The organism is Acidovorax delafieldii 2AN (genome assembly GCF_000175235.1).
Lineage (GTDB): Bacteria > Pseudomonadota > Gammaproteobacteria > Burkholderiales > Burkholderiaceae_C > Acidovorax > Acidovorax delafieldii_B.
On record NZ_ACQT01000001.1, the window covers coordinates 14,454 to 32,939 of the forward strand.

An 18,486-nucleotide genomic window follows, 5' to 3' on the forward strand; every position below is an offset into this window, starting at 1 on the left:
CATCCGACGCACTTTATTTGTTGAAGTCAGAGTCAGGCGGGCGCGGCACAGTCTTGCGTATGATACTGATGGTTTATACAGTATCGCAAACTGCCACCGAAAAGGTTATGCACAAACCATCCCGCTATGTATTCCGTCCTGCCCGACCGGCTCCCGCATTGCTGCGACGCATCTGGGCATGGTTTTGAGGCGGCACTTCGGGCTTTCGCAGAAAAGAAGGTGAGCCTTCTGCGTGCGGACTGGACCCAGCGCGACCCGGAAATTACCACCGCCCTTCGTTCAATTGGCCGCAGCGGGGTACCCGCCTATGTGCTGCTTCTCCCCGGGCACCCTCCTGTCGTTCTTGGCGAGATGCCCAGCGAAGTCGATATTCGAAGGGCGCTCTCAGGTATCTAGGGAAGTGACTGCAATTTATATTACATAACTGACTCCAAAATTCCTCCAAAGAATGTCACCCAGGGCAGGGGGGCACCCCCCACATGTTTGGGCTCGTTTCTGACCAGCCCGCTACTTGGGCGGCGTCATCATATTGATCGTGGCCGCGCGTTGGGACATCTCAGCCTTCACATAGAGAGCTGTCGTCGTGATGGACTGGTGCCCGAGAATGGTTTTCACCAATTCAAGATCCTTGCCCGATGCCCGCAAGGCGTTGTGGGCGAAGGTGTGGCGCAGCCAGTGAGTCGATGCACGCTTGAACGGCGAACTCTCATCTTTCAGCGATTCCCCGGCGATCACAGAGCATTTCTGGAAAAACGATTTCAACAAACGGTAGATGGCTGCCGCCGAGAGCGCGCCATTGCTGTTGACCGTCAGCTTCCCTGCTGCAACGTCGTCCGTTGGGGCCTTTGCCTGGCGTGCCTCATTGCGTTCTGCGGCCCGCTTTGCGTCCAGGGCATAGATCCACCGCTCATCGAGCACACCGATCAACGGCATGAGCTCGACGGCGTTTTGCTTTGTCCACGATAGGGCGTTTTGCTCCATGAGCTGCTCGCGATCGAGGCGGTGGGCAAGCAGCGCTTCGTACAGGTCGGGGTGCACAGGAATGATCCGCGTCCGATTGCCTTTGCCCAGCACCTCCAGGCTCATTTGGTCGGTATCCCGGCCATCGACCCGAAGGGTGCGCATTTTTCCCCATGTCGCCGACACCACTTCTTCCCGCCGCAGGCCACCGAGCAGAAGCAACCAGAGGATGGCAATGAGCCGCCGCTTCGTCTGACCATCCTTCATTTCGTCCAGGGCCCGCGCGATCACCTCCTGCTGTTGGATGCTGAACGACCGCATCACGTCCATGGTGGCGTCCTTGCGCTTGCTCCCCTTGATGTCCGAGGCGGGGTTGGCAGAGAGGTAGTTCTTTTCCGCCCAACTCTTGTACATCGAACAGATCGCAACGAAGGTCAGTTCAAGGCTCTTGTCGCTGAGTGGCCCCCGCAGGGGTCTCCAGGTTTCGCCCCTGGAATTGCGAGGTGCGTTTTCGTCCTGAATCCAGTGGGGAGGAGGGGCCGCCAGAAATTCCTTGAACGCGAGCAGATCGGGGGTGGAGAGCGATGAAAGCGGCAGTCCCCGCACCTCGAAGGCCCAACGGATGAGGCGCTCGATGGCACGCTGGTAGGCGATCTGGGTTGGAAGGCTCTTCTGTTTGATGAGATCGAACCACCCTTGGACCGCCTCCAGGTCGTTCGTCGCAGTGAATGTGTTCGGACCATTGGATCGGAAAACACCGTTCTCCCCCAGAAAATGCGGGGTCAAGCTGTTGGCCTGGAGCGCCTGCAGCGAAAAATGAATCTCTGGCGGGCCCGCTGGCGCGGGTACGGGCGCGGCACCCACCGTTTTCCGCTGGGGGGCCTTCAAACCCTGAGACGGCTGAATACTCCACTTCGCCAGCCACAACATGAGCGCATTGGCCCGCTGCACACCGTAGCCAGGGACTTCCGAGTACCAGTCCTCGCCGCGCAGCGCCATCCAGTCCACCAGATTTCCAAGGGTGATCACCCCGGCCTTTTCCAGCGCCTGGACCTGGGCATTGGTCAAGCGCAGCCACTGCTTGACGGGGAGGTCCCTTTCCGGGCGCACGCCCAGCTTTTCATCCAGCCAGTCGATCGCGTTCAGGCGAAGGCGCACCTTTTCACCAAACGGCTGGTGCGCGACAGCAGCAGCAGGGGGCGAAGCGTCCCCCTTGGACGGCATGGCGTCGTTGGCCAGGGGCAGGACAGTTTGGACCGGAGGGTATTCCTCCCGGTACATCTCGACCAGTTCGGCCTCGGAATACATGTCCTCATCGAAGCGGCTGGCGAATTCCGCCAGTGTCGGGGGCGCGGATTCAGCCGCTGGTGCCGGCAGCGCAGGGACCTCGCTGGGCTGTGCCTCGGTTGGCGCGGGCGCCGTCGCCTCGGGGGGGTCTTCCTCCAACTCCCGAAGATCCCAAAGCGCCTCGACCATCGCACTGGCCGTCTTCGCATCCTCCAGGCCTTCGGCACCGGATCGGACGCGGGCGAGCAGCTGCGACACGTTTTTGGCCAGCGCCGCGCGTTCGGGCAGCCGACCTGGCCACAACATGTACTGGCGGGCGGCAACGCTGAGGTCCACGCCCTGGGCCAAGGCCCTGAGGAAGGCGAACTCATCGGCCGTGACATGCGAGTGCGCCACCTGGACACGCGTTCCCGGTGGACGCCCCCTGCGGCGCTTGGGCGGATGGGCGCCCTTGGTATCTGATCCCTGCGCTTCATCGATATCGACCAGGGCCGTGCCCAGGATCCGGGTGGGCTCGGGTGCGGGTGTGGAGTCGGGGTTCATAGAAGCATCGGCCATGCTAGGTGATGGAGGTCAGGGAATCCACGGGGCGGGTTTGTTCGGACGGTGTTGACGCTCGGTGGAGCGTCAAGAAATCCCTTCCGGCTGGGGAATGCGTACCGCTAGGACGGTCATGTCGCGCAACAGACCATGGATGGGGCAATTTCATCGGGCGGCCAAAAGGCGTGTGAGGCAAGTCCATTTGAACTGGAAGAGCAGGCGTTGGCTACCCGTGGGATGGCCACAGGCCGGTGTCGAACGAATCCACAACTATCCAAAAATGAACAGTAGATTTAATTGTACTGCGTTACGTTGTGATAAGTATCACTATCACAATACCAATATTTAATGCAGGAATAGAGCAGGGCACCCAAAAACAGCAAAAAATGCCAATGCAGTGTGCACACACTTCACAGCAGAGGCGCGCAGTTATTGGCATGTCAAGGAAAGAGGAGCCGCTTTCTCGCGGGAAAAGCTCCAGAGAGCGTCACCCAGCAGCGGTATGCACCCTCACTGACGTGAATGCGCCACTGTTCTTTGGCTTTTGCGTCCATGCCCCGGCGTCGGGGCCCAACTGCGAGCTCACACGGCGGGCGGCTTGTGCCGCAGGGGCACAGAGTTATCTGGCGTCGTCTACAGCGAACCTCATTCAGTTGTGGCAAACTGTCCCGATGGTCAGCGCTGTCAAACCCTCCGCAAAACGCAGTGCGCGCAAGCACACGACGACGGTTGAGGCTGTCCCCCAGCCCAAGACAGGTGCGGCTGTAAAGCGCGTACAGGGAGCTGGCGGCTCCGACTTCAGGTTTCCGGCCCTCTCGGGCGCCGAAGCGGCTGCACTCATGAAAGCTGCCGGCATCGTGGACAACCACGGAAAGCTCACGAAGATGTACCGCTGATGGGCCGGATCGTCCTGGCTTACCACGGATGCGACATTACGACCCGTGACGGGTTCGTCCGTGGCCAAATCACGCCGGAAATCTCAGAAAACCGGTACGACTGGCTAGGCAAAGGCCTCTACTTTTTCGAAGGCGATTGGAAGCGCGCATTAAATCTGGCCAATTTCGCCCACAGCCATCCCGACCTATTCCTCACACAGAAACCGATTGCGACACCTGCCGTTGTCGGAACAGTCTTGGACGTTGATCGCTGGCTCGATCTAACGACCCAGGAAGGAATCGAAGATTTCACGCGCGCCGCCGAGGCCGTTGTCAGAGGGAGTGCTGAAAACGGTGAGCCGCAGCCCGAAAACAAGGCAGCATATGTCGGTGACAAGGACCTCTTGCACCGGGCGTTCGACAAAGCAGCCTGCGATATGGTTCATGCTTGGCGCGAAAGGGCATGCAAGGACGCTTTCCAAAGAATGGACACAGCGTCCGTCGTCGCTTATGCGCCCTATCAGGCTGCCCGGGGTGCATACGAACAAGGTGAATAGGTTTCGGAAGGTAGCTCCATCTACGCCGATACCCACATCCAAGTTGCTGTGAATGATCTGGCCTGCATCAAGGGGTGGTTTTTGGTGCCGGGGCACAAGCTTCTGAGTGACAGTGATTTGGCAAATGCCAAGACGGCATTAGAAGCTGCTGCGCAGCAACGGACTGCGGCAAAACCCCGGCGTAAACCGAAATAGCCAATCCCGCCATGCCCGAGCCAATCGGGCATGGGGACCCCAGAGAAACAACCGTCTGAGACACGCCTCCGCACGCGTCCCGGCAAGACCACGGCTCCGCATGAATCGGTAGGGGTTGTTTTGGCACACGGTGTGAGATCGACGCCTTCAACAGGCGGAGAAGATGGGCGCCCCACCGAAACTGGTCCACCCAGCATTGGGCAGTCCAATCTCAGTGTGCAGTTGCACTGACGTAGGGCGATTCGGCCGACCTATCAACTTCAGTGACACGACCGCGGTCTGGCTGCGGGAATACCAGGGGAGGCCACCACCCCCTCCCCTGCACCGTCACGCCCAGGGTCAGAGACGAGTGGAGAAACTTAGGATTCGCCGACCACCGCCTTGAATTTCGCGCCGGGAATGAACTTAGGCACATTGGCTTCAGGAATGGACAAAGCCTCGCCTGTACGAGGATTCTTCCCAGTGCGGGCCGCGCGCTTCACGGCTTTAAAGGTGCCAAACCCAACCAGCTACACTGTGTCACCATTCTTGACGGCATTTTGAATGGTGTCGATCAAGGTATTGAGAACAGCATCACATTGCATCTTGACCAAGCCGTTCTTCGCGTGAAGAGTATCAATCAGATCTGAGCGATTCATTTTGTTTCGCAGGTACCCCGGCAATTGCCAAGGCGGGATAGCACGGGCAACGTCAGTTGCCCCCATGGCCATGCGTCCTATACAAAGCTATCTTGGTTTCCAAAAATGAGCGGCAGACTTACCGCTCTTGCGAACCTGAATAATGCCTTAGCTGTCTGGCTTGTGAAAATTACGCAAATAGAAATTAAATTATTTTGCAGAAATAGAACAATAGCGCCTGCAATTGATTGCAATAGAAGTACCATTGCAATCAATCACTACGAAAGGCTAGTAATGACTGGATTCATCACACGAGAAACAGCGGCCTACCAACTGAACGTTCCGATGCACCAACTGGATGCAATGATCGAGGCCGGTGAAATCGGATCGACAAAACAAGGCGGAGAGGTGTTGCTGGATCAGTTTGAAATCTCACGCCGCTCCGGATTCACCCAGGCAAACCAGGAACTGAGCCACACCCTGGAATGCATTGCAAAGTGTGAAGAAGGCCCCCTCTGAGAAAGTCCCTTCGCAATTAAATGAGCCACCTTGCAAGGTGGCTTTTTTCAGGTCAGTGCCTTTGCCAACCAGACCACCCTTTTGCCAGGCTTTACCGGGAGGTTGATCAGAGCACTTGGTCTGCTCTCTTCTACCAGAGGCACTTCATCAGGAACCGGCCTCTGAGCGACGGGCTCCTTTTCCACTACTGCAGCTGGCTTTGTCTTAATCCGGGCTGTGCTTTCTGAACTTACGCGGGCAGGTGGCGTAATCGGCTCCGAAATGGAAACTGCCGTTGCAGGAGCAGCCGCAGACTCACTGCTTAGAGCGTTCAGCCCAATTGAAGCAAGAGATCGAATTCTTTCAGCCCGCAGTCTGGTCGGTGTTGAATTGCACAATGCGAGAAGCTCGGGGTATGCCTCATTGAAATAGACGGGGAACTTTAAAAACCCGCCTTGAAACGCATCGCCCCCTCCATGCCTATACCACGAGACGAAAGCCTTCATGCGGCCATCCTCAATCTGAAGACCGATGGAGGCTAAGGTCCGCAGTCGTTCAGATTGGACATTTCGTGGCAACGGCATGAGATACCACTGAAGGTCCATGAACGCTTCGTTCAGTTCGACTACGACCTTAATGCTCAATTGATGCTTCCCAACAGCCAGAAACCACGGGCATTCGACAAGACAGATTCTTTCGGAGAAACAACCTTCAGACGCGGGAATGCATCCTGGATGATGTCACGGAAGAAGTCAGCACCACCCCCAGTCAGAACAACGATGTCGGGCGACATTTTTTCGTTCCGAAGAGATTTCTGAATCGAGTTGGCAATGGTGGATGACATGCTTTCGCCAGCACGTTTCAAGTAAGGCCCGAAATCGACCCTTTGTCCCATCATCAGAATGCTGGTTATGCCTGCACGAACGGCATTTTCCAGAGCCTCAACAGTGGGCTTTGCACCGTAATCTTGGGCAATGAGGAGTCCCGCCTGTTCCAGCAGGACTGAGGATGCCTTCAGGCTGGTATCGCTGGATTGTCGGTGAAACTCGCCATTGCTCACCAGTACCCAGTCCAGAGAGAAGAATCCGGGGTCCACAACAAGGATTCGTGCTTCCTCGTCAATATCGCCGTCCTCACCTTGGCTCTCATCTTGATTGACCATATCGAAGAGTCCGCCAATAGGTTGGGCCACTACCTTAACCGATGCCGCCTCAACCGTCCGTTTTGGTGTGATCTTACGCTTGCCCGTAAATTGCTTTTCCAACGCTTTACGACGGGATTCATCTTGGTACTGCGACACAGGGAGTCCCGTGACAAGCACATCAATTTCGGTCGCGCTGGTCAGCAGTAACCCGGCATGAAACAAAGCTTTGTAGGAGTCTGTTCCGGTGTAATCAGCATGGAGCGAACGCTCCCACATTTCTGCTCTGTCACTGGAAACGCCCGCGATAAACGGCTCGTCGCCAACCAGCACATGCAGAAAACATCCTGCGCTTTGCCGTCAAACCGCCCGCCAAAGCGATCTGCAGGGGCAGCACCAGCGGGGCGAATTGCCGTTTGCATCCCTTGCTCCGGCTCACCGTACGCAATCTTGATGTTTGAGTACCCGATGTCCTGTCCGACTACGTATATTGCAATTTCTTTGCCGGTTTAAAGCCCAGAATTGTAATGCAATTATTTTGTGCAATTGCAAATGATGCAAAAATTGTATTCTTCCAGTCGTTGCCTAGTAGCACCTCAGTAGCACGCTAGTATCAGGCCAGCGCTTCGACGGTAAGGCGTGCGATCTGGCCAGCGTAGGCAATTGCGCCTCGGATGAAGGCAAAAGGGGGGCCGTTTGCCCTCATAACAAACAGGCGGCTAGGCTCGCAATTTTTCAAATTTCACCCCCCACCTTCACCGCGTTAACGGGCGAATCTGGGGTCTCGGCTGTTTTACCCCACATTCACCGCGTAAGCGGGCGAATCTGGGGGGTCACATTCGGGCTGAGAGGCCGCATGGGCGCTTACGAGGACGCGGCAGCAGTTGCAGAATCTGCCCCCCCAGATTCGCCCGCTAACGCGGTGAATGTGGGGGGTCGAACATTTTTGGATTATTGGCTTCTGCCATGATGCGTTCACCGCGTTAGCGGGCGAATCTGGGGGGGTACATTCGCCCGCTAACGCGGTGAACACCAAAAAAGCGTGATGGATGCTCGATACTTTTTCGACACCCTCATCTAACGGGCAGGAGCAATCCTCAGGGCGAATGTGGAGTCCAGGTTCGCCCTCAGTAATACGGCGTATGTGGGGGGTAAAAATGGGTGACATGGATGAGTGCATCAAGAACATCGAATCGTGCATAGATGATCTGCACAGCTTGGCCTACAACGTGGCTGACAGGTACTGGTTGTTCGTGAACGAACATGAGAGCAAGAATACTGGAACGGACTCCTACAGCAACCTTGAGCTGACATGCGGGAAGAAGGGCAACCACTTAAAGGTCAGGTGGCAGGCAATCGAATGGCATGGAAGAAAGAACGCCCGCTCCAGAATTCGATTGCCAATTGCTCGCGATGAAGAATACATGACCTACCAGAAATCTGTATTGAAGAGCAAAGCAAAGGACTGGGAATGGCCGATGGTCAAGGAAACGGAATTGCAGTTGCAATCAATTAGGCGGCAAGCCCACCACCTTTTTCGTTCGAACATGAGTATTCGAAGCGCGAAACAAGTTCGACGCGTATTGGAAGCAAAACATTAAGAGCCCGCTCAATAAGCAGGACTTGGCTGTTCTCATGCAGGGAGGAAATCCCATTCCTCCTTTTCAATCCCGCTGGCAAAAAGCTGCCGCTCCTCGCCTTGTGAATACGCAAAGGTCCCTCTGCCTATGTGCAAGGGCCTTTTGGCTTAACTGGGCCGGGAATATCCCCGCATTCAACCTGTATTCGAGGGTCAGGCCAGCCTGGCAATTGAAACCATCTCCGTAGGGCTTCACCCTTCCGAAATTCATTCCAACCTGCCTAGGCGGTTGTGGGCGCAACGAATGAAACCTTGCACTGGTTAAACACCCCAGCCTTTGGCGACCCCGGAATTCAATCCCCAGTGTTCGCGGCCCCGCGTAAAATTTGTTTGCCTGCACAGGGGCGCTTCGCTTCACCGACCCCGGGATTTGTAGAAAATTAACATTCACGGCAGTCCTGGCTTTGGGTGCAACTGGTGAATCAGATCCAATCAACCAGAAGCGTAAACGCGCCTGCTTGGCCTCTCCCTCCCGCATAACACCCGTCCTAGACGAACCGAGTCGGCTTTACTCATAGTTCAGTAGTAATGGCCGAAGGCTGTATGAAGCCCGTTGAATCATCGCGGCGGGGGATGCGTTCACGGCCTTCGATGTATTTCGGCCCATCGTTCCCCCCACGAATCGCCTTTCTCGCGGACTTTTGAGGAATTTAGACCCCGTTTGTCTCTTTCCTCTCCCCCCGGTCTTCCTGGCTCCTGAATTTGCATCTGTTTTCCGGGCCTCTTGTTCCTTGGTTCTTGTCTTTTTCCCGGTTTGCATGTCCCCCGCGCTCGAATTGCCTTGAATACCTCATGACCTCGGCTGAAAACTTGCATTTCTCCCGGCCTTTCGCGTCATTTGGGGTGTTTCTTCGCGCATAAAACCGAAATTCGCGGTTGCAACCCCGGGGAAGTTGGATTTCGCTAGCTTCCTGGCCATTCCTCTCCCCGGTCCCACCCTTGCCCCCTCCTTCACGCACTCGACGTACACCCGGATTTCGGAAAACCAACTCGGGTCTAAGCCATTTCTTATCCTGGAAAGCTCGCTGAATGCCTCGCCAAACGCGCCCAAGTGTGAATTAGTCGAAATTCTGGCCTTTTGTACTGGGAGGGGTGTCTGAACCCCAAAAATGCGCCACATCTGTAGTGCGAAGCACTCAAGAAAAAAACAGGCCTGATTGACGGCGATAGGTCCACCTGCCAAGGTCATGTAATATAAATATTGGCCACAACTTTGAAAACGAGGAAAAACAAGTGATGACGGAGGAAGCTTCCGAGAACATCGACCTGCCACGACATTCCCCACCCGCAATGTGGCCGAATAAACGTTCAGTCTTGGTAGACGCAGGCCTGCCAATGTAGACCAGGCGTGGCGATTTCGTGCTCCAAACGCTTGGTTTATCGCTCTCTTTCTGAGGACAGTACCATTCAACATCGGTGCCACTTTTTTGGCAAAGGAAAGTGAAATGGAAATTCTTGTTCTGAGCATCATTGCCGGCTTGATAACTATCGCAGGGCTGTGGATCGCCAGTCGCGACACGAAGCCAACGGACAATCACACCGACAGCCAAAACCCCAAGGTTTGAGTTGGACTCCTTCACGGGCAACTCCTCATACCTCAAGATCCGGGGCACGATTCAGTGCGGCTACGGGTTTCTATCGGCCAGCCGCTCCCCGGGCGACGGCGTCACGACCTGAGAACATTGCCCCTCGCGCGCAGGCCTCTTCCCCAAGCCTTCAAACTGGAAGACTTCGGAAAGAAGGTTTCTTCCTTCGAGGGTGTAATGCTTTGGAACGGTGCGACAGCCCAGCATGAGCACCCAGTTGACACAACTCACCGCGCGATACGGGCCCTCCCTCCGTGTGGGCGGAGAAAACCTTCGCCGTGTCCGAGTTCAACCGTGCCGGCAACACCATCGTGGGCATGTCCGCCGCAGCAGGGGCCTCCAATGTCAGGGTTCTGTCCCGAATGCTCGGTTCTCAGCCGCTTCGGCGCCGAAATCTGGTCGATCAAGAGTAACTGTCACATTTTGATGAAATCCTGCAACCCTGAGGGCCAAACGCACCCGTTGGTCACATGCCCCCCTGGCAGAACCTCCCAAGCCCCTTCCTGAGGCCTGCGGAGGCTTTGCGGGCTCCTTTGAGGGAATGGCTGGAAGCCAATTCTTGATTTCTCCCTCCGGGACAAGCCCGACTGGGGCTCATTCCGGCTTTTCATAACCCAAGCCCCTCCCTTGCTGCAAAGCACAGGGGTGGTTCCCGAGTTCCGTCACAGCACCGCAGAGGCTTCGGATAGCAAAATCCCTCCTTTGGGATCGGTTTGCTACCATGCTCGCTCTACACCGCCCACTCGGTATCGGGCCCGTTCAGGAGATGTTGAAGTGACATCCGCAACCCCTTCTCTGCAGCTACGCCGCATTTTCCGCGACAGCCTCAGGCTGTACTTCGCGCCACTGGCGGGTGCCTACAAGGGCATCAAGGTTGAACTGCGGCGTGTCGATCTCGAGATTGCGCGCGGCCGAGATGCTCAAATCCAGCAAAGCAAGACCCCTCCGCGTGCTTAGTCAGCCAGGCCGCCGTCCTCGGATGGGGCTTTCCCAGGCGTCCTGCAGTTAGTTTTGGAAATCTTTCTGCTGTGGCGCGTAATGCCCCAGACTTTGAAACGGCAGCTGGGCGGCATCCCCGGGCGAAATCAGCAAAATGCACTCGCAAGAGCAAGCTCAACCCGAAAGGGCTTCGTGCCCTTAGTCGCATTCTGGAGAAATCAATGCCCGAACTCATAGAAGTCGGCCGCACGCAGGACGCAACGTTCGATGTGACCAGGGGAGCAGTTAAAGCCCTGGCGAGGGAGCTGGATGTGAGCGAGACACAGGTTGTGCACATGGCCTTGCCGAAGTTTGCGGCCGATGTTCTGCCCGCCTACGAGCCGGATGACGGCCCGCTGACCGCCAAGCAAGTCGATGCGCTGCGCAATGACGCTGCCCAGTATTTGCCCAAAGGCAAAGCCCTCGCCAGCGAAGCTTTGTTCTCATGAGCAATGTCTGGGAACTCGCTGCACCGTGCGATTTCGTTTGATGCATGTTTCCAAGGACCTGACATTCGCCCAGGGCCAAAGCCACGACCAGCTCTCGTCCCGCGCGTTGAACGTCGAACCGATGGCTCCCTGATGCCAGTCGGCAACATCTTGAGAAGCGCGACCCCAAGCCCGTGAACATCCCCGGATGCTCCGGGACACATTGCAACTCCCTTAACAGGCGCCTACTGCCCGAAGGGCTGTTACCCGTCTTCTTTTTCACAAGGAAACGGGAAATGCACCCCATTGAACAAACTATCGCAGCGCCCTCGGCGCATGTGCTCTGCCTTGGCACACCGTCACAGGCGACGCCAGCTGCGAAGAGGGCCGCGCCATCCCCAGTAAATACGCCTTCGAGGTCCACCTCAAGCGGACAGTGAATCCGCTGCCCTGCCGATGCGGAAAGAGCCGAAATCGCATGCCTGGTGGTTGACTGGTCCCATGCCTGCCTGGAGATGCGCTCGCCCTCATGCAACAGGAGAACCTGCACATGTTCCAATTCGCCTCTCGGAAGGCCATTGCCTTGTCCTCCATGGTCATATGCTGTAGCCTCCCCATCATGAAAAGCACAGCCCCGACTTTCTATGGATTGCGTGCCAATCAAGTGACCAGTCTCGCCAAAAAAGCCGTGGCCAATGCAGTTGCAGACAATGCGCGCGCCGGCATCTCCCTCACCGGGTTGGTCGATGGCCGCGTGCAGAAGTTGCAAGCCACGGCCCCCCGCATTGCCAAGTTCCTGATGGAACAAAGCGATGCCCATGCGGGGTAGGCAGACCGAGACTCGGCCCATCATCACCGTGTTTGCTGCTCCCCCCCTGCCCTGCAGGCCCTGTGCAACCCACCGAGAAGTGATAGCTCAGCGCCCCAGTCTGACCTCCGCTCTCTGCTCCACTCCCTTTGTCGAGCTAGTGGCCCCTTTAGCCTCAGAGCTTGGTTACGTCTAATGTTGTTTTTCGCCACTCGTCGCCCTATGTAGGCAACGGAAGTTAACAACCTCAACAGCCCAGCGGGTTCAAACAGCAGGTCTCCGTAAACCGGAACTGGCCTCGATGAATGCTAGGGGTCGCAAGCGTGCGATCGATTGCTGCAAAAGGCACGGGCTTCGTAGCCACCAAGTAGCAAGATTTCCCGCATGCACAAAGACCAACCAACGCCTAGCAACCGCCTAGCAACCGCCTGGCTGACGCTTCCGACCGAAGGCGTGGCGTATTTCTACGATACGGACTCCTAAGGACTCGCGATCAGCGTCGGCAAGACCGGCCGGAAGAGTTTTCTGCTGTACCGCGAGATTCAGGGCAGACCAGAGCGCATCAAGATCGGGCGCTACTCGGATGTGACCATCGAGCAAGCCCGCAAGGAAGACATTGAAAAGTTCGAGCGCCACATCAACACCGATAGGTACGGGGTCAGGCGCGGCACCAGCCTGCAGATCATCAGGAAGGTTGAACCACAAGGCCCCGGAGTTAACCAAGGTCTACGCCTGCTTAATGGTGGCTCCGGTTCGCAACGCCATGGAAGAAGCCACGGCGGCCATGCGCAGGACCGGCGAGCTGCGAGGTCACAGCCCTCCCCGCTCGATTGAAAATCGCATCACTTGTACAAAAGTAATGCGAATACTAAACTCACCCCTCATGAACCAGTCCGACCACATCCTCGAACTGGCCCGGCACCGGCGCGTGCTGCGGGCTGCGGATGTGCGCGAGCATGGCTGGTCACCGCAGCTTCTGATCCGGCTGCACCAGGCTGGCAAGCTGCAACGGTTCGCCCGTGGCCTGTACGGACTGCCTGACGCTGAAGTCACCGAGCACCAGACGCTGATCGAGGTCTGCCAGCGTGTGCCCAAGGCCGTGCTGTGTCTGCTGAGCGCGCTTCAATTCCATGAGATCGGCACGCAACTGCCGCACGAAGTGTGGATCGCGCTGCCCGAGGCGACACAGACCCCGGCGCTAAGCTACCCCACACTGCGCATCACACGCCTGCGCGGTGCCGCGTACAACGAAGGCATCCAGACCGTGACCGACCACGGCGCACCCATCCGTGTGTACAGCGCTGCCAAGACGGTGACCGACTGCTTCAAGTTCCGCAACAAGATCGGCCTGGATGTGGCGCTGGAGGCACTGAAAGATGCTTGGCGCAGCCGCAAGGTCACCATGCCAGAGCTGAGCCACTTCGCCAAGACCAACCGCGTCGAACGTGTCATGCAGCCCTACCTGGAGGCAGTGACGCAATGACCAGCAACCTCTCCGCGTCGATTCTGGCCCGACTACTGACCCTCGCCAAGCAACGTGGCGACGACTACAACCTGCTGCTCAACCGCTTCGGCATGGAGCGCCTGCTGACCCGCGTCAGCCTGTCACCGCATGCTGACCGCTTCCTGCTCAAGGGCGCCCTGCTCTTTGCACTCTGGTACGACACCCCGCACCGGCCGACAAAGGACGCAGACTTGCTCGGCTTCGGCCCCGACGATGAGGCGAACCTGATCGCCACCTTCCGCGAAATCGCCGCCATGGACCTGGGCGATGGCATTTTGTTTGATGCCGACTCCGTGAAGGCCGACGCCATTCGCGAGGACAACACCTACGGCGGAACGCGCATCACGCTGGTGGCACGCATCGGTTCCGCACGCTGCGCGCTGCAGGTCGATGTGGGCTTCGGGGACGCAGTGACGCCGAGGCCACAGACGGTGGCTTATCCCACCTTGCTAGGCGACTTCCCTGCCCCCACGCTGCGGGTCTATCCCGTCTACACCGTGATCGCCGAGAAGTACCAGGCCATGGTCATGCTGGGGCAAGCGAACAGCCGCATGAAGGATTTCTTCGACCTGGCGGTAATCGCACGGCGCACGGAACTGGACGGCGCCACGCTGGCGGCAGCCATTGCCGCCACCTTTGCCCGACGCCAGACCGCCCTACCCACCGAGCGGCCCTTGGCACTGACCAAGCAGTTCAGCGAAGACGCCACTAAGCTGCGCCAATGGCAGGCCTTCCTGAACAAGAACCGTATCGAAGCCGCGAGCCTGGGTGACACCGTGGCGCTGCTGGACGACCTGCTGTGGCCGCCAACGGAGGTTGCCGCCGCTGGCGGTCAGGCTACGGCCATATGGCACCCAGAGACTTTGCGCTGGGTCTAGCCTCAGCTGCAACGGCTCCGGCCGCATCAAAGCACCGAGGGAACCTTCCGCTTCTCGACCGGCTGGATGTAGCGAGCCAGCACGGTATCGCTGCGGTGCCCGGTCTGCTCATGCATGAGCCATGTGGGCAGCGACGCCATCGCTGCCGTGGTCACGTAGCCTGCACGGAGGCTGTGGCCGGAAAACTCCTCCGGCTCACACGCCCGATGGCCTTGATGTTTCGGTGGCTTGGCAGTGCTTGCATCCGTCTTTGACCTGGTGATAGACCAGCGATGGGCGGATCACGCACGTAGACCGCCATGGCAGTGGCTGAAACAGTGCCGCGACTGGTTCCGACGATCCACTCGGGCAAGTTGCTCTTCTGCTTCACGAACTCCAGCACTTCTTGAGCTCTACCGCGTCAGCGAGTACTCGCTTGACCGGCGGGACGAGCTCTTTGCAGACCTGGATGAGCTCCGAGACATCCTTCATTTCAAACTTTAACCTGAGCGCCGCCGTCATCTAGAGCTGCTGAAAGCCCTACAAGAAACTCCTGCGGAACCCTTGGAACTCAAGAACTGAGTCCATATAGTTGGCTATCAGTGGCCCCGGCATCCGCTCTTCGCGGCCGGAATCCTTACCAGCCTTGGTGGTCGATTCAACGCTGGGGCTGAGATAGATAGCCGCACCTTTGAATCGTGGCCATCTCTGTATTTGGCATCCGATCACTCCATGGCTTATCAGGAAGAGTTTCAAATCGAGGCCGGCCAGACGGCTGAAGGCCTAAGCCCAATGTTGCAGTTTCATATGGGCCGCGCAATCACCGCAGCCGCATGCTGCTCATTACCAACAGCCGCAAAATAATTCAGAATTTCATTCGCAGAGCGTTGTGGTGTCTGCTGTTTCGCAGACAATTGTAAAAGTGACATTCAATCTGAATAAAGGAAATTTGTGACTACTGCTCTCAACTACAAGGAACTCTTGGCGCAACGCGAAGCACTTGATGCGCAGATCGCAAGCGCACGTAAAGCCGAGACTTCGGCTGCCGTTCAGACAGCACGGCAGTTGGTCGCTGAGTTCAGCCTCAGCGTGAATGATGTTTTTGGAGGTCAACGGAAAGCGACCCGCAGCAACAAGGGCTCCACCGTAGCGCCCAAATACCGAAACACAGCCACAGGAGAAACTTGGACTGGGCGCGGCAAAGCACCTAAGTGGATTGCGGGTCAGGACCGCACCAAGTTTTTAATCGACTAACGGCCGAACGATTGATCCCATCTTGAGATGGCCTAACAGGCTCTGAACTACTGGTTTAACCACCTGCGGCCGAGAACATCGACTATTCACAACGAGCTACCAGCGGTCATTCGGTCGCGGCAATCTCAGAAGTATCTGGTGCTTCGCACGATCTCATATGTTCGTATACCAGTTCGCGCAACTTGGCCTTTGTCTTGGTGTTTCATACTTGGCCTTTTGCCAATTTAGATCGACAGTGCGCGCGTGCGGCGCGACGATCGCACAAACGTAAAGTGGCAACAGTCTCCCAATTGGGCTTGCCGTCGATATCGAACCGACCACAACCCGCGTTGTCTCCCCCGTGCAAACGTGGTGCCTTTGGCTGGAGGCGGCTAATGGTCTAAGGCCTGGGCGAGGTCCTTGCATATCTTTAGATAGATATGCATGTTTGGCCAAACTACCACCTCGGATTGTTGCCCTTGGGGCAATCGATCGTTTTCACCCAATCCTCCGGCAACCTCACCTCACCAAGGCTTCCAACGCTGCTGGCGCCCCTGCGACAACTCCCCCAGCGGTCGCATTTCTTTGATGGCGATCGTCGTGGCTTCGTGTTGGGCAAACCTCCTGCGCACTTCCCGTTCCAACTCGTGTGCAATGCCACGTGCTTTCTTCTCTCCGCGCAGTGCCCGCAACCGCCATTCGCGGGCTTGTGCAACTAAATTATCGTCCGGTAGTTCTCGTATGTTCATAGCAATGGCATTGTGCCGGGGCAACGACTGTGCCTCATTCGTTGAAGCTAGCGTAAAAATCAATGGCACCAGTTGTTCGGTTCTTGTCAGCGAACAACGCTGATTTAGGGCCTACTGAAACAGTGTACTTAGGGTGCATCTGCTTGTTTGGGTGAGAACGTTCCGCTGTGGCACATCCCCTGCGTTTAATACGCCTGTCCGCAAACGCCGCAAGAGTCGCGCCCTGTGAATACACAAGCCCGAAGTCAGAGCCTCACTTTGGGTGGGTACTTTTTGCCCCTCAAAAAGGCTCAATGGGGCTGCACGGATGACATGTAAAACGCCGTGAAAGAGACCTGTGATGGGCTTCTGTGAGTGTGAAACCCTATAGAAATCCTGAGCCAGCCGCAAGTTGAAAACACTGCACAAGGCTCTCTCAATGAAGATTCAAAGATTCAGTGAAGGTAAGGCACATCCAAGCATTGCAACGCTCTCTTCTATTGCACGGCAGTGCGACCAATTGTTGACATTGCTTCAGATTAAAGTCGTTTCTAAATACGTCATACCGCGCCATCTTTAGCTGTTCAAAGTGGTCGCGCATTCGGACTGGTCACATCGCGGGGAACACTCCGGCTTGCCATCCTGCCGTTGCGTTGCAGGCTCAATCATATTGACCGCTATTCAGCGGCGTCTGATCCACTTCCGCGACTGTACATTCTGCGGCCCCAATGCAAGGGCCCCACTCCGACTCGTCGGGCCTCAATTTTCTTGAATTCCAGCGATATGCCGGCCATCCGCACCGCAGCTTCGAATGCAAGGCTTCTTTGACTGCGACACGAATCCGTCCGGTACCGGCCTTGTGGACCAGATCATTGGTCCTCCAGTCATCGTCGCAGGACGGAACGTAGAGGTGACTTTCAGCGCTGAAAGCCCACCGACGTGTGGGCAAAAACAACAAAACATGATCAAACTGCAAATATTAGATTCCGTCACCCATCCGCACCGGTGAAATAGCAACCCTCGTCGAGAGTCAGGCGAGGCAAGAATCCGAGACTAGAGCGCAGCCGCCCTTTCGCCACAGGGAAGCAAAACATTCAGGCAACAACGCATTAATGCGCACACTAGCGCCACCCATCAAACCCCACGTGCCCTAACTCGACTTTCAGCGCTGAAAGTCTCACGATAGCCGGCAAACACCCCGACCAAGCAGCCCTCCTTTTTTCGATCTGCGTTTATATGCACTAGCCAGCATCAATTGAGTCAAACGTTGCAAGTAGCAATAAATTAAACACGAATCCGTCATACAATTCCGGCCACGGACTCAAGGCGACTTTCAGCGCTGAAAGTCGGACTCAACTACCAGGAGCAAGCGATGACAGCAAAAGTGGTCACAGTTTTCAATCAGAAGGGCGGCTGTGGGAAAACCACCATAGCGATGAGCCTTGCCGGCTCCCTTGGGCTTCGGGGATATGCATCGCTGGTCGTGGACATGGACCCACAAGGAACTGCGAGCCGTTGGTCGAGCGCCGCTCCCGAGGGACGCCCGTTTCCCGCGTCCGTGATGAGTCTTGCCCCAATGGAGGGCAAAATGCACAGAGAAGTAAAAAATCACATTGATAGGTTTGATGTGATTTTTATTGACTGCCCCCCAGCAATGAGTTCTGCAGCACCAACCTCTGCCATGCTTGTTTCGGATCTCGCACTGATTCCCTTAGTACCTAGCCCCGCGGATATTTGGGCAGCAGAATCTGCCAAGAAACTTGCCGAAGCAGCGCAGGCCAATAATGAAGAACTAGTAGCTCGCGTCGTTGCCAATATGGTTCAACGATCAACATCGCTCGCAAAGGAACTTTTGGAGCTTTTGGGCGAAGACGAGGACTTTCCGTTACTCAAGACGACACTGGGATCGCGAGCGGCCTTCCGTGAAGCTCAGATTCTCGGATCGACCGTTCATCAAGTTCCCAGAGCAACAGCAGCCGTGGAGGAAGTCGAGCTGATGGCAGACGAAGTTCTCGGTCTCTTGAAGCTTCCGCTGCGGAAAAAATAAGGAGTGAA

16 protein-coding genes and 1 pseudogene are annotated in these 18,486 nt (G+C 56.7%); 12 read left to right on the plus strand and 5 right to left on the minus strand.

Annotated features, from left to right (window positions below; all coding sequences use genetic code 11):
* Positions 1–126: 126 nt before the first annotated feature.
* Positions 127–396, plus strand: a complete 270-nt coding sequence (locus ACDELDRAFT_RS24850) for a hypothetical protein (protein WP_157764825.1) — start codon at positions 127–129, stop codon at positions 394–396.
* Between the two features lie 111 nt (positions 397–507).
* Here ACDELDRAFT_RS24850 and ACDELDRAFT_RS00055 read toward each other — a convergent pair whose 3' ends face one another.
* A complete protein-coding gene (locus ACDELDRAFT_RS00055) occupies positions 508–2,805 on the minus strand; it encodes a tyrosine-type recombinase/integrase (RefSeq protein WP_040327533.1) in 2,298 nt (765 codons plus the stop codon).
* An 877-nt stretch (positions 2,806–3,682) separates the two neighbouring features.
* On the opposite strand from ACDELDRAFT_RS00055, the gene ACDELDRAFT_RS00065 reads away from it, so the two are divergent.
* Complete coding sequence (locus tag ACDELDRAFT_RS00065) at positions 3,683–4,219, plus strand: hypothetical protein (RefSeq protein ID WP_005792637.1); 537 nt, start codon at positions 3,683–3,685, stop codon at positions 4,217–4,219.
* Positions 4,220–4,773: 554 nt separating this feature from the next.
* Here the strand turns inward: ACDELDRAFT_RS00065 and ACDELDRAFT_RS00070 are convergent.
* Positions 4,774–5,052: pseudogene (locus ACDELDRAFT_RS00070) on the minus strand (HU family DNA-binding protein).
* A 105-nt stretch (positions 5,053–5,157) separates the two neighbouring features.
* On the opposite strand from ACDELDRAFT_RS00070, the gene ACDELDRAFT_RS24855 reads away from it, so the two are divergent.
* Positions 5,158–5,550 (plus strand): hypothetical protein, encoded by a 393-nt coding sequence (locus tag ACDELDRAFT_RS24855; protein WP_157764827.1) that lies wholly within the window; start codon positions 5,158–5,160, stop codon positions 5,548–5,550.
* 47 nt (positions 5,551–5,597) lie between these two features.
* Here the strand turns inward: ACDELDRAFT_RS24855 and ACDELDRAFT_RS24860 are convergent, their stop codons facing one another.
* Together ACDELDRAFT_RS24860 and ACDELDRAFT_RS00080 are read right to left on the minus strand one after the other, a co-directional pair.
* The gene (locus tag ACDELDRAFT_RS24860; RefSeq protein WP_157764829.1) at positions 5,598–6,173 is read right to left on the minus strand and encodes a hypothetical protein; all 576 of its coding nucleotides are present in this window, start codon (positions 6,171–6,173) and stop codon (positions 5,598–5,600) included.
* Entirely contained in the window at positions 6,170–7,003 is an 834-nt protein-coding gene (locus tag ACDELDRAFT_RS00080) for a ParM/StbA family protein (protein ID WP_232504670.1), read from the minus strand. The genes ACDELDRAFT_RS24860 and ACDELDRAFT_RS00080 overlap by 4 nt, the downstream gene beginning before the upstream one ends.
* 833 nt (positions 7,004–7,836) lie before the next feature.
* On the opposite strand from ACDELDRAFT_RS00080, the gene mobI reads away from it, so the two are divergent.
* The 8 genes from mobI to ACDELDRAFT_RS23775 all read left to right on the plus strand — a co-directional run bounded on the left by mobI (position 7,837) and on the right by ACDELDRAFT_RS23775 (position 15,724).
* On the plus strand, positions 7,837–8,271 hold the full coding sequence (gene mobI / locus ACDELDRAFT_RS00085) for a conjugative transfer protein MobI(A/C) (RefSeq protein WP_157764831.1): 435 nt from the start codon (positions 7,837–7,839) through the stop codon (positions 8,269–8,271).
* A 2,398-nt stretch (positions 8,272–10,669) separates the two neighbouring features.
* Positions 10,670–10,852 (plus strand): hypothetical protein, encoded by a 183-nt coding sequence (locus ACDELDRAFT_RS23765; protein WP_005792643.1) that lies wholly within the window; start codon positions 10,670–10,672, stop codon positions 10,850–10,852.
* Between the two features lie 203 nt (positions 10,853–11,055).
* Positions 11,056–11,322, plus strand: coding sequence for a hypothetical protein (locus ACDELDRAFT_RS00090; protein ID WP_005792644.1), 267 nt, complete (start codon positions 11,056–11,058; stop codon positions 11,320–11,322).
* Between the two features lie 529 nt (positions 11,323–11,851).
* A complete protein-coding gene (locus tag ACDELDRAFT_RS00095) occupies positions 11,852–12,130 on the plus strand; it encodes a hypothetical protein (RefSeq protein ID WP_005792646.1) in 279 nt (92 codons plus the stop codon).
* A gap of 519 nt (positions 12,131–12,649) precedes the next feature.
* The gene (locus ACDELDRAFT_RS26145; protein ID WP_420042312.1) at positions 12,650–12,943 is read left to right on the plus strand and encodes a hypothetical protein; all 294 of its coding nucleotides are present in this window, start codon (positions 12,650–12,652) and stop codon (positions 12,941–12,943) included.
* Positions 12,944–12,992: 49 nt separating this feature from the next.
* Complete coding sequence (locus tag ACDELDRAFT_RS00100; protein WP_081470050.1) at positions 12,993–13,592, plus strand: type IV toxin-antitoxin system AbiEi family antitoxin domain-containing protein; 600 nt, start codon at positions 12,993–12,995, stop codon at positions 13,590–13,592.
* Positions 13,589–14,491: a nucleotidyl transferase AbiEii/AbiGii toxin family protein gene (locus ACDELDRAFT_RS00105; protein WP_005792650.1), complete on the plus strand. Its 903-nt coding sequence runs from the start codon at positions 13,589–13,591 to the stop codon at positions 14,489–14,491. The genes ACDELDRAFT_RS00100 and ACDELDRAFT_RS00105 overlap by 4 nt, the downstream gene beginning before the upstream one ends.
* 930 nt (positions 14,492–15,421) lie before the next feature.
* On the plus strand, positions 15,422–15,724 hold the full coding sequence (locus ACDELDRAFT_RS23775) for an H-NS histone family protein (protein ID WP_081470052.1): 303 nt from the start codon (positions 15,422–15,424) through the stop codon (positions 15,722–15,724).
* 503 nt (positions 15,725–16,227) lie between these two features.
* Here the strand turns inward: ACDELDRAFT_RS23775 and ACDELDRAFT_RS23780 are convergent.
* Positions 16,228–16,521: a hypothetical protein gene (locus ACDELDRAFT_RS23780; RefSeq protein ID WP_232504671.1), complete on the minus strand. Its 294-nt coding sequence runs from the start codon at positions 16,519–16,521 to the stop codon at positions 16,228–16,230.
* 1,282 nt (positions 16,522–17,803) lie between these two features.
* Between ACDELDRAFT_RS23780 and parA the strand changes: the two genes are divergently transcribed.
* Positions 17,804–18,478 (plus strand): ParA family partition ATPase, encoded by a 675-nt coding sequence (parA, locus tag ACDELDRAFT_RS23785; RefSeq protein ID WP_005792653.1) that lies wholly within the window; start codon positions 17,804–17,806, stop codon positions 18,476–18,478.
* Positions 18,479–18,486: the final 8 nt, after the last annotated feature.

What these genes read in the sequence shown, in the direction of transcription:
- mobI (WP_157764831.1), top strand. Translation starts at nt 7,837, where the DNA reads ATGGATGAGTGCATCAAGAACATCGAATCGTGCATAGATGATCTGCAC.
- ACDELDRAFT_RS00065 (WP_005792637.1), top strand. Translation starts at nt 3,683, where the DNA reads ATGGGCCGGATCGTCCTGGCTTACCACGGATGCGACATTACGACCCGT.
- ACDELDRAFT_RS00090 (WP_005792644.1), top strand. Translation starts at nt 11,056, where the DNA reads ATGCCCGAACTCATAGAAGTCGGCCGCACGCAGGACGCAACGTTCGAT.
- ACDELDRAFT_RS24850 (WP_157764825.1), top strand. Translation starts at nt 127, where the DNA reads ATGTATTCCGTCCTGCCCGACCGGCTCCCGCATTGCTGCGACGCATCT.
- ACDELDRAFT_RS00095 (WP_005792646.1), top strand. Translation starts at nt 11,852, where the DNA reads ATGTTCCAATTCGCCTCTCGGAAGGCCATTGCCTTGTCCTCCATGGTC.
- ACDELDRAFT_RS00100 (WP_081470050.1), top strand. Translation starts at nt 12,993, where the DNA reads ATGAACCAGTCCGACCACATCCTCGAACTGGCCCGGCACCGGCGCGTG.
- ACDELDRAFT_RS00105 (WP_005792650.1), top strand. Translation starts at nt 13,589, where the DNA reads ATGACCAGCAACCTCTCCGCGTCGATTCTGGCCCGACTACTGACCCTC.
- ACDELDRAFT_RS24855 (WP_157764827.1), top strand. Translation starts at nt 5,158, where the DNA reads ATGAGCGGCAGACTTACCGCTCTTGCGAACCTGAATAATGCCTTAGCT.
- ACDELDRAFT_RS00055 (WP_040327533.1), bottom strand. Translation starts at nt 2,805, where the DNA reads ATGGCCGATGCTTCTATGAACCCCGACTCCACACCCGCACCCGAGCCC.
- parA (WP_005792653.1), top strand. Translation starts at nt 17,804, where the DNA reads ATGACAGCAAAAGTGGTCACAGTTTTCAATCAGAAGGGCGGCTGTGGG.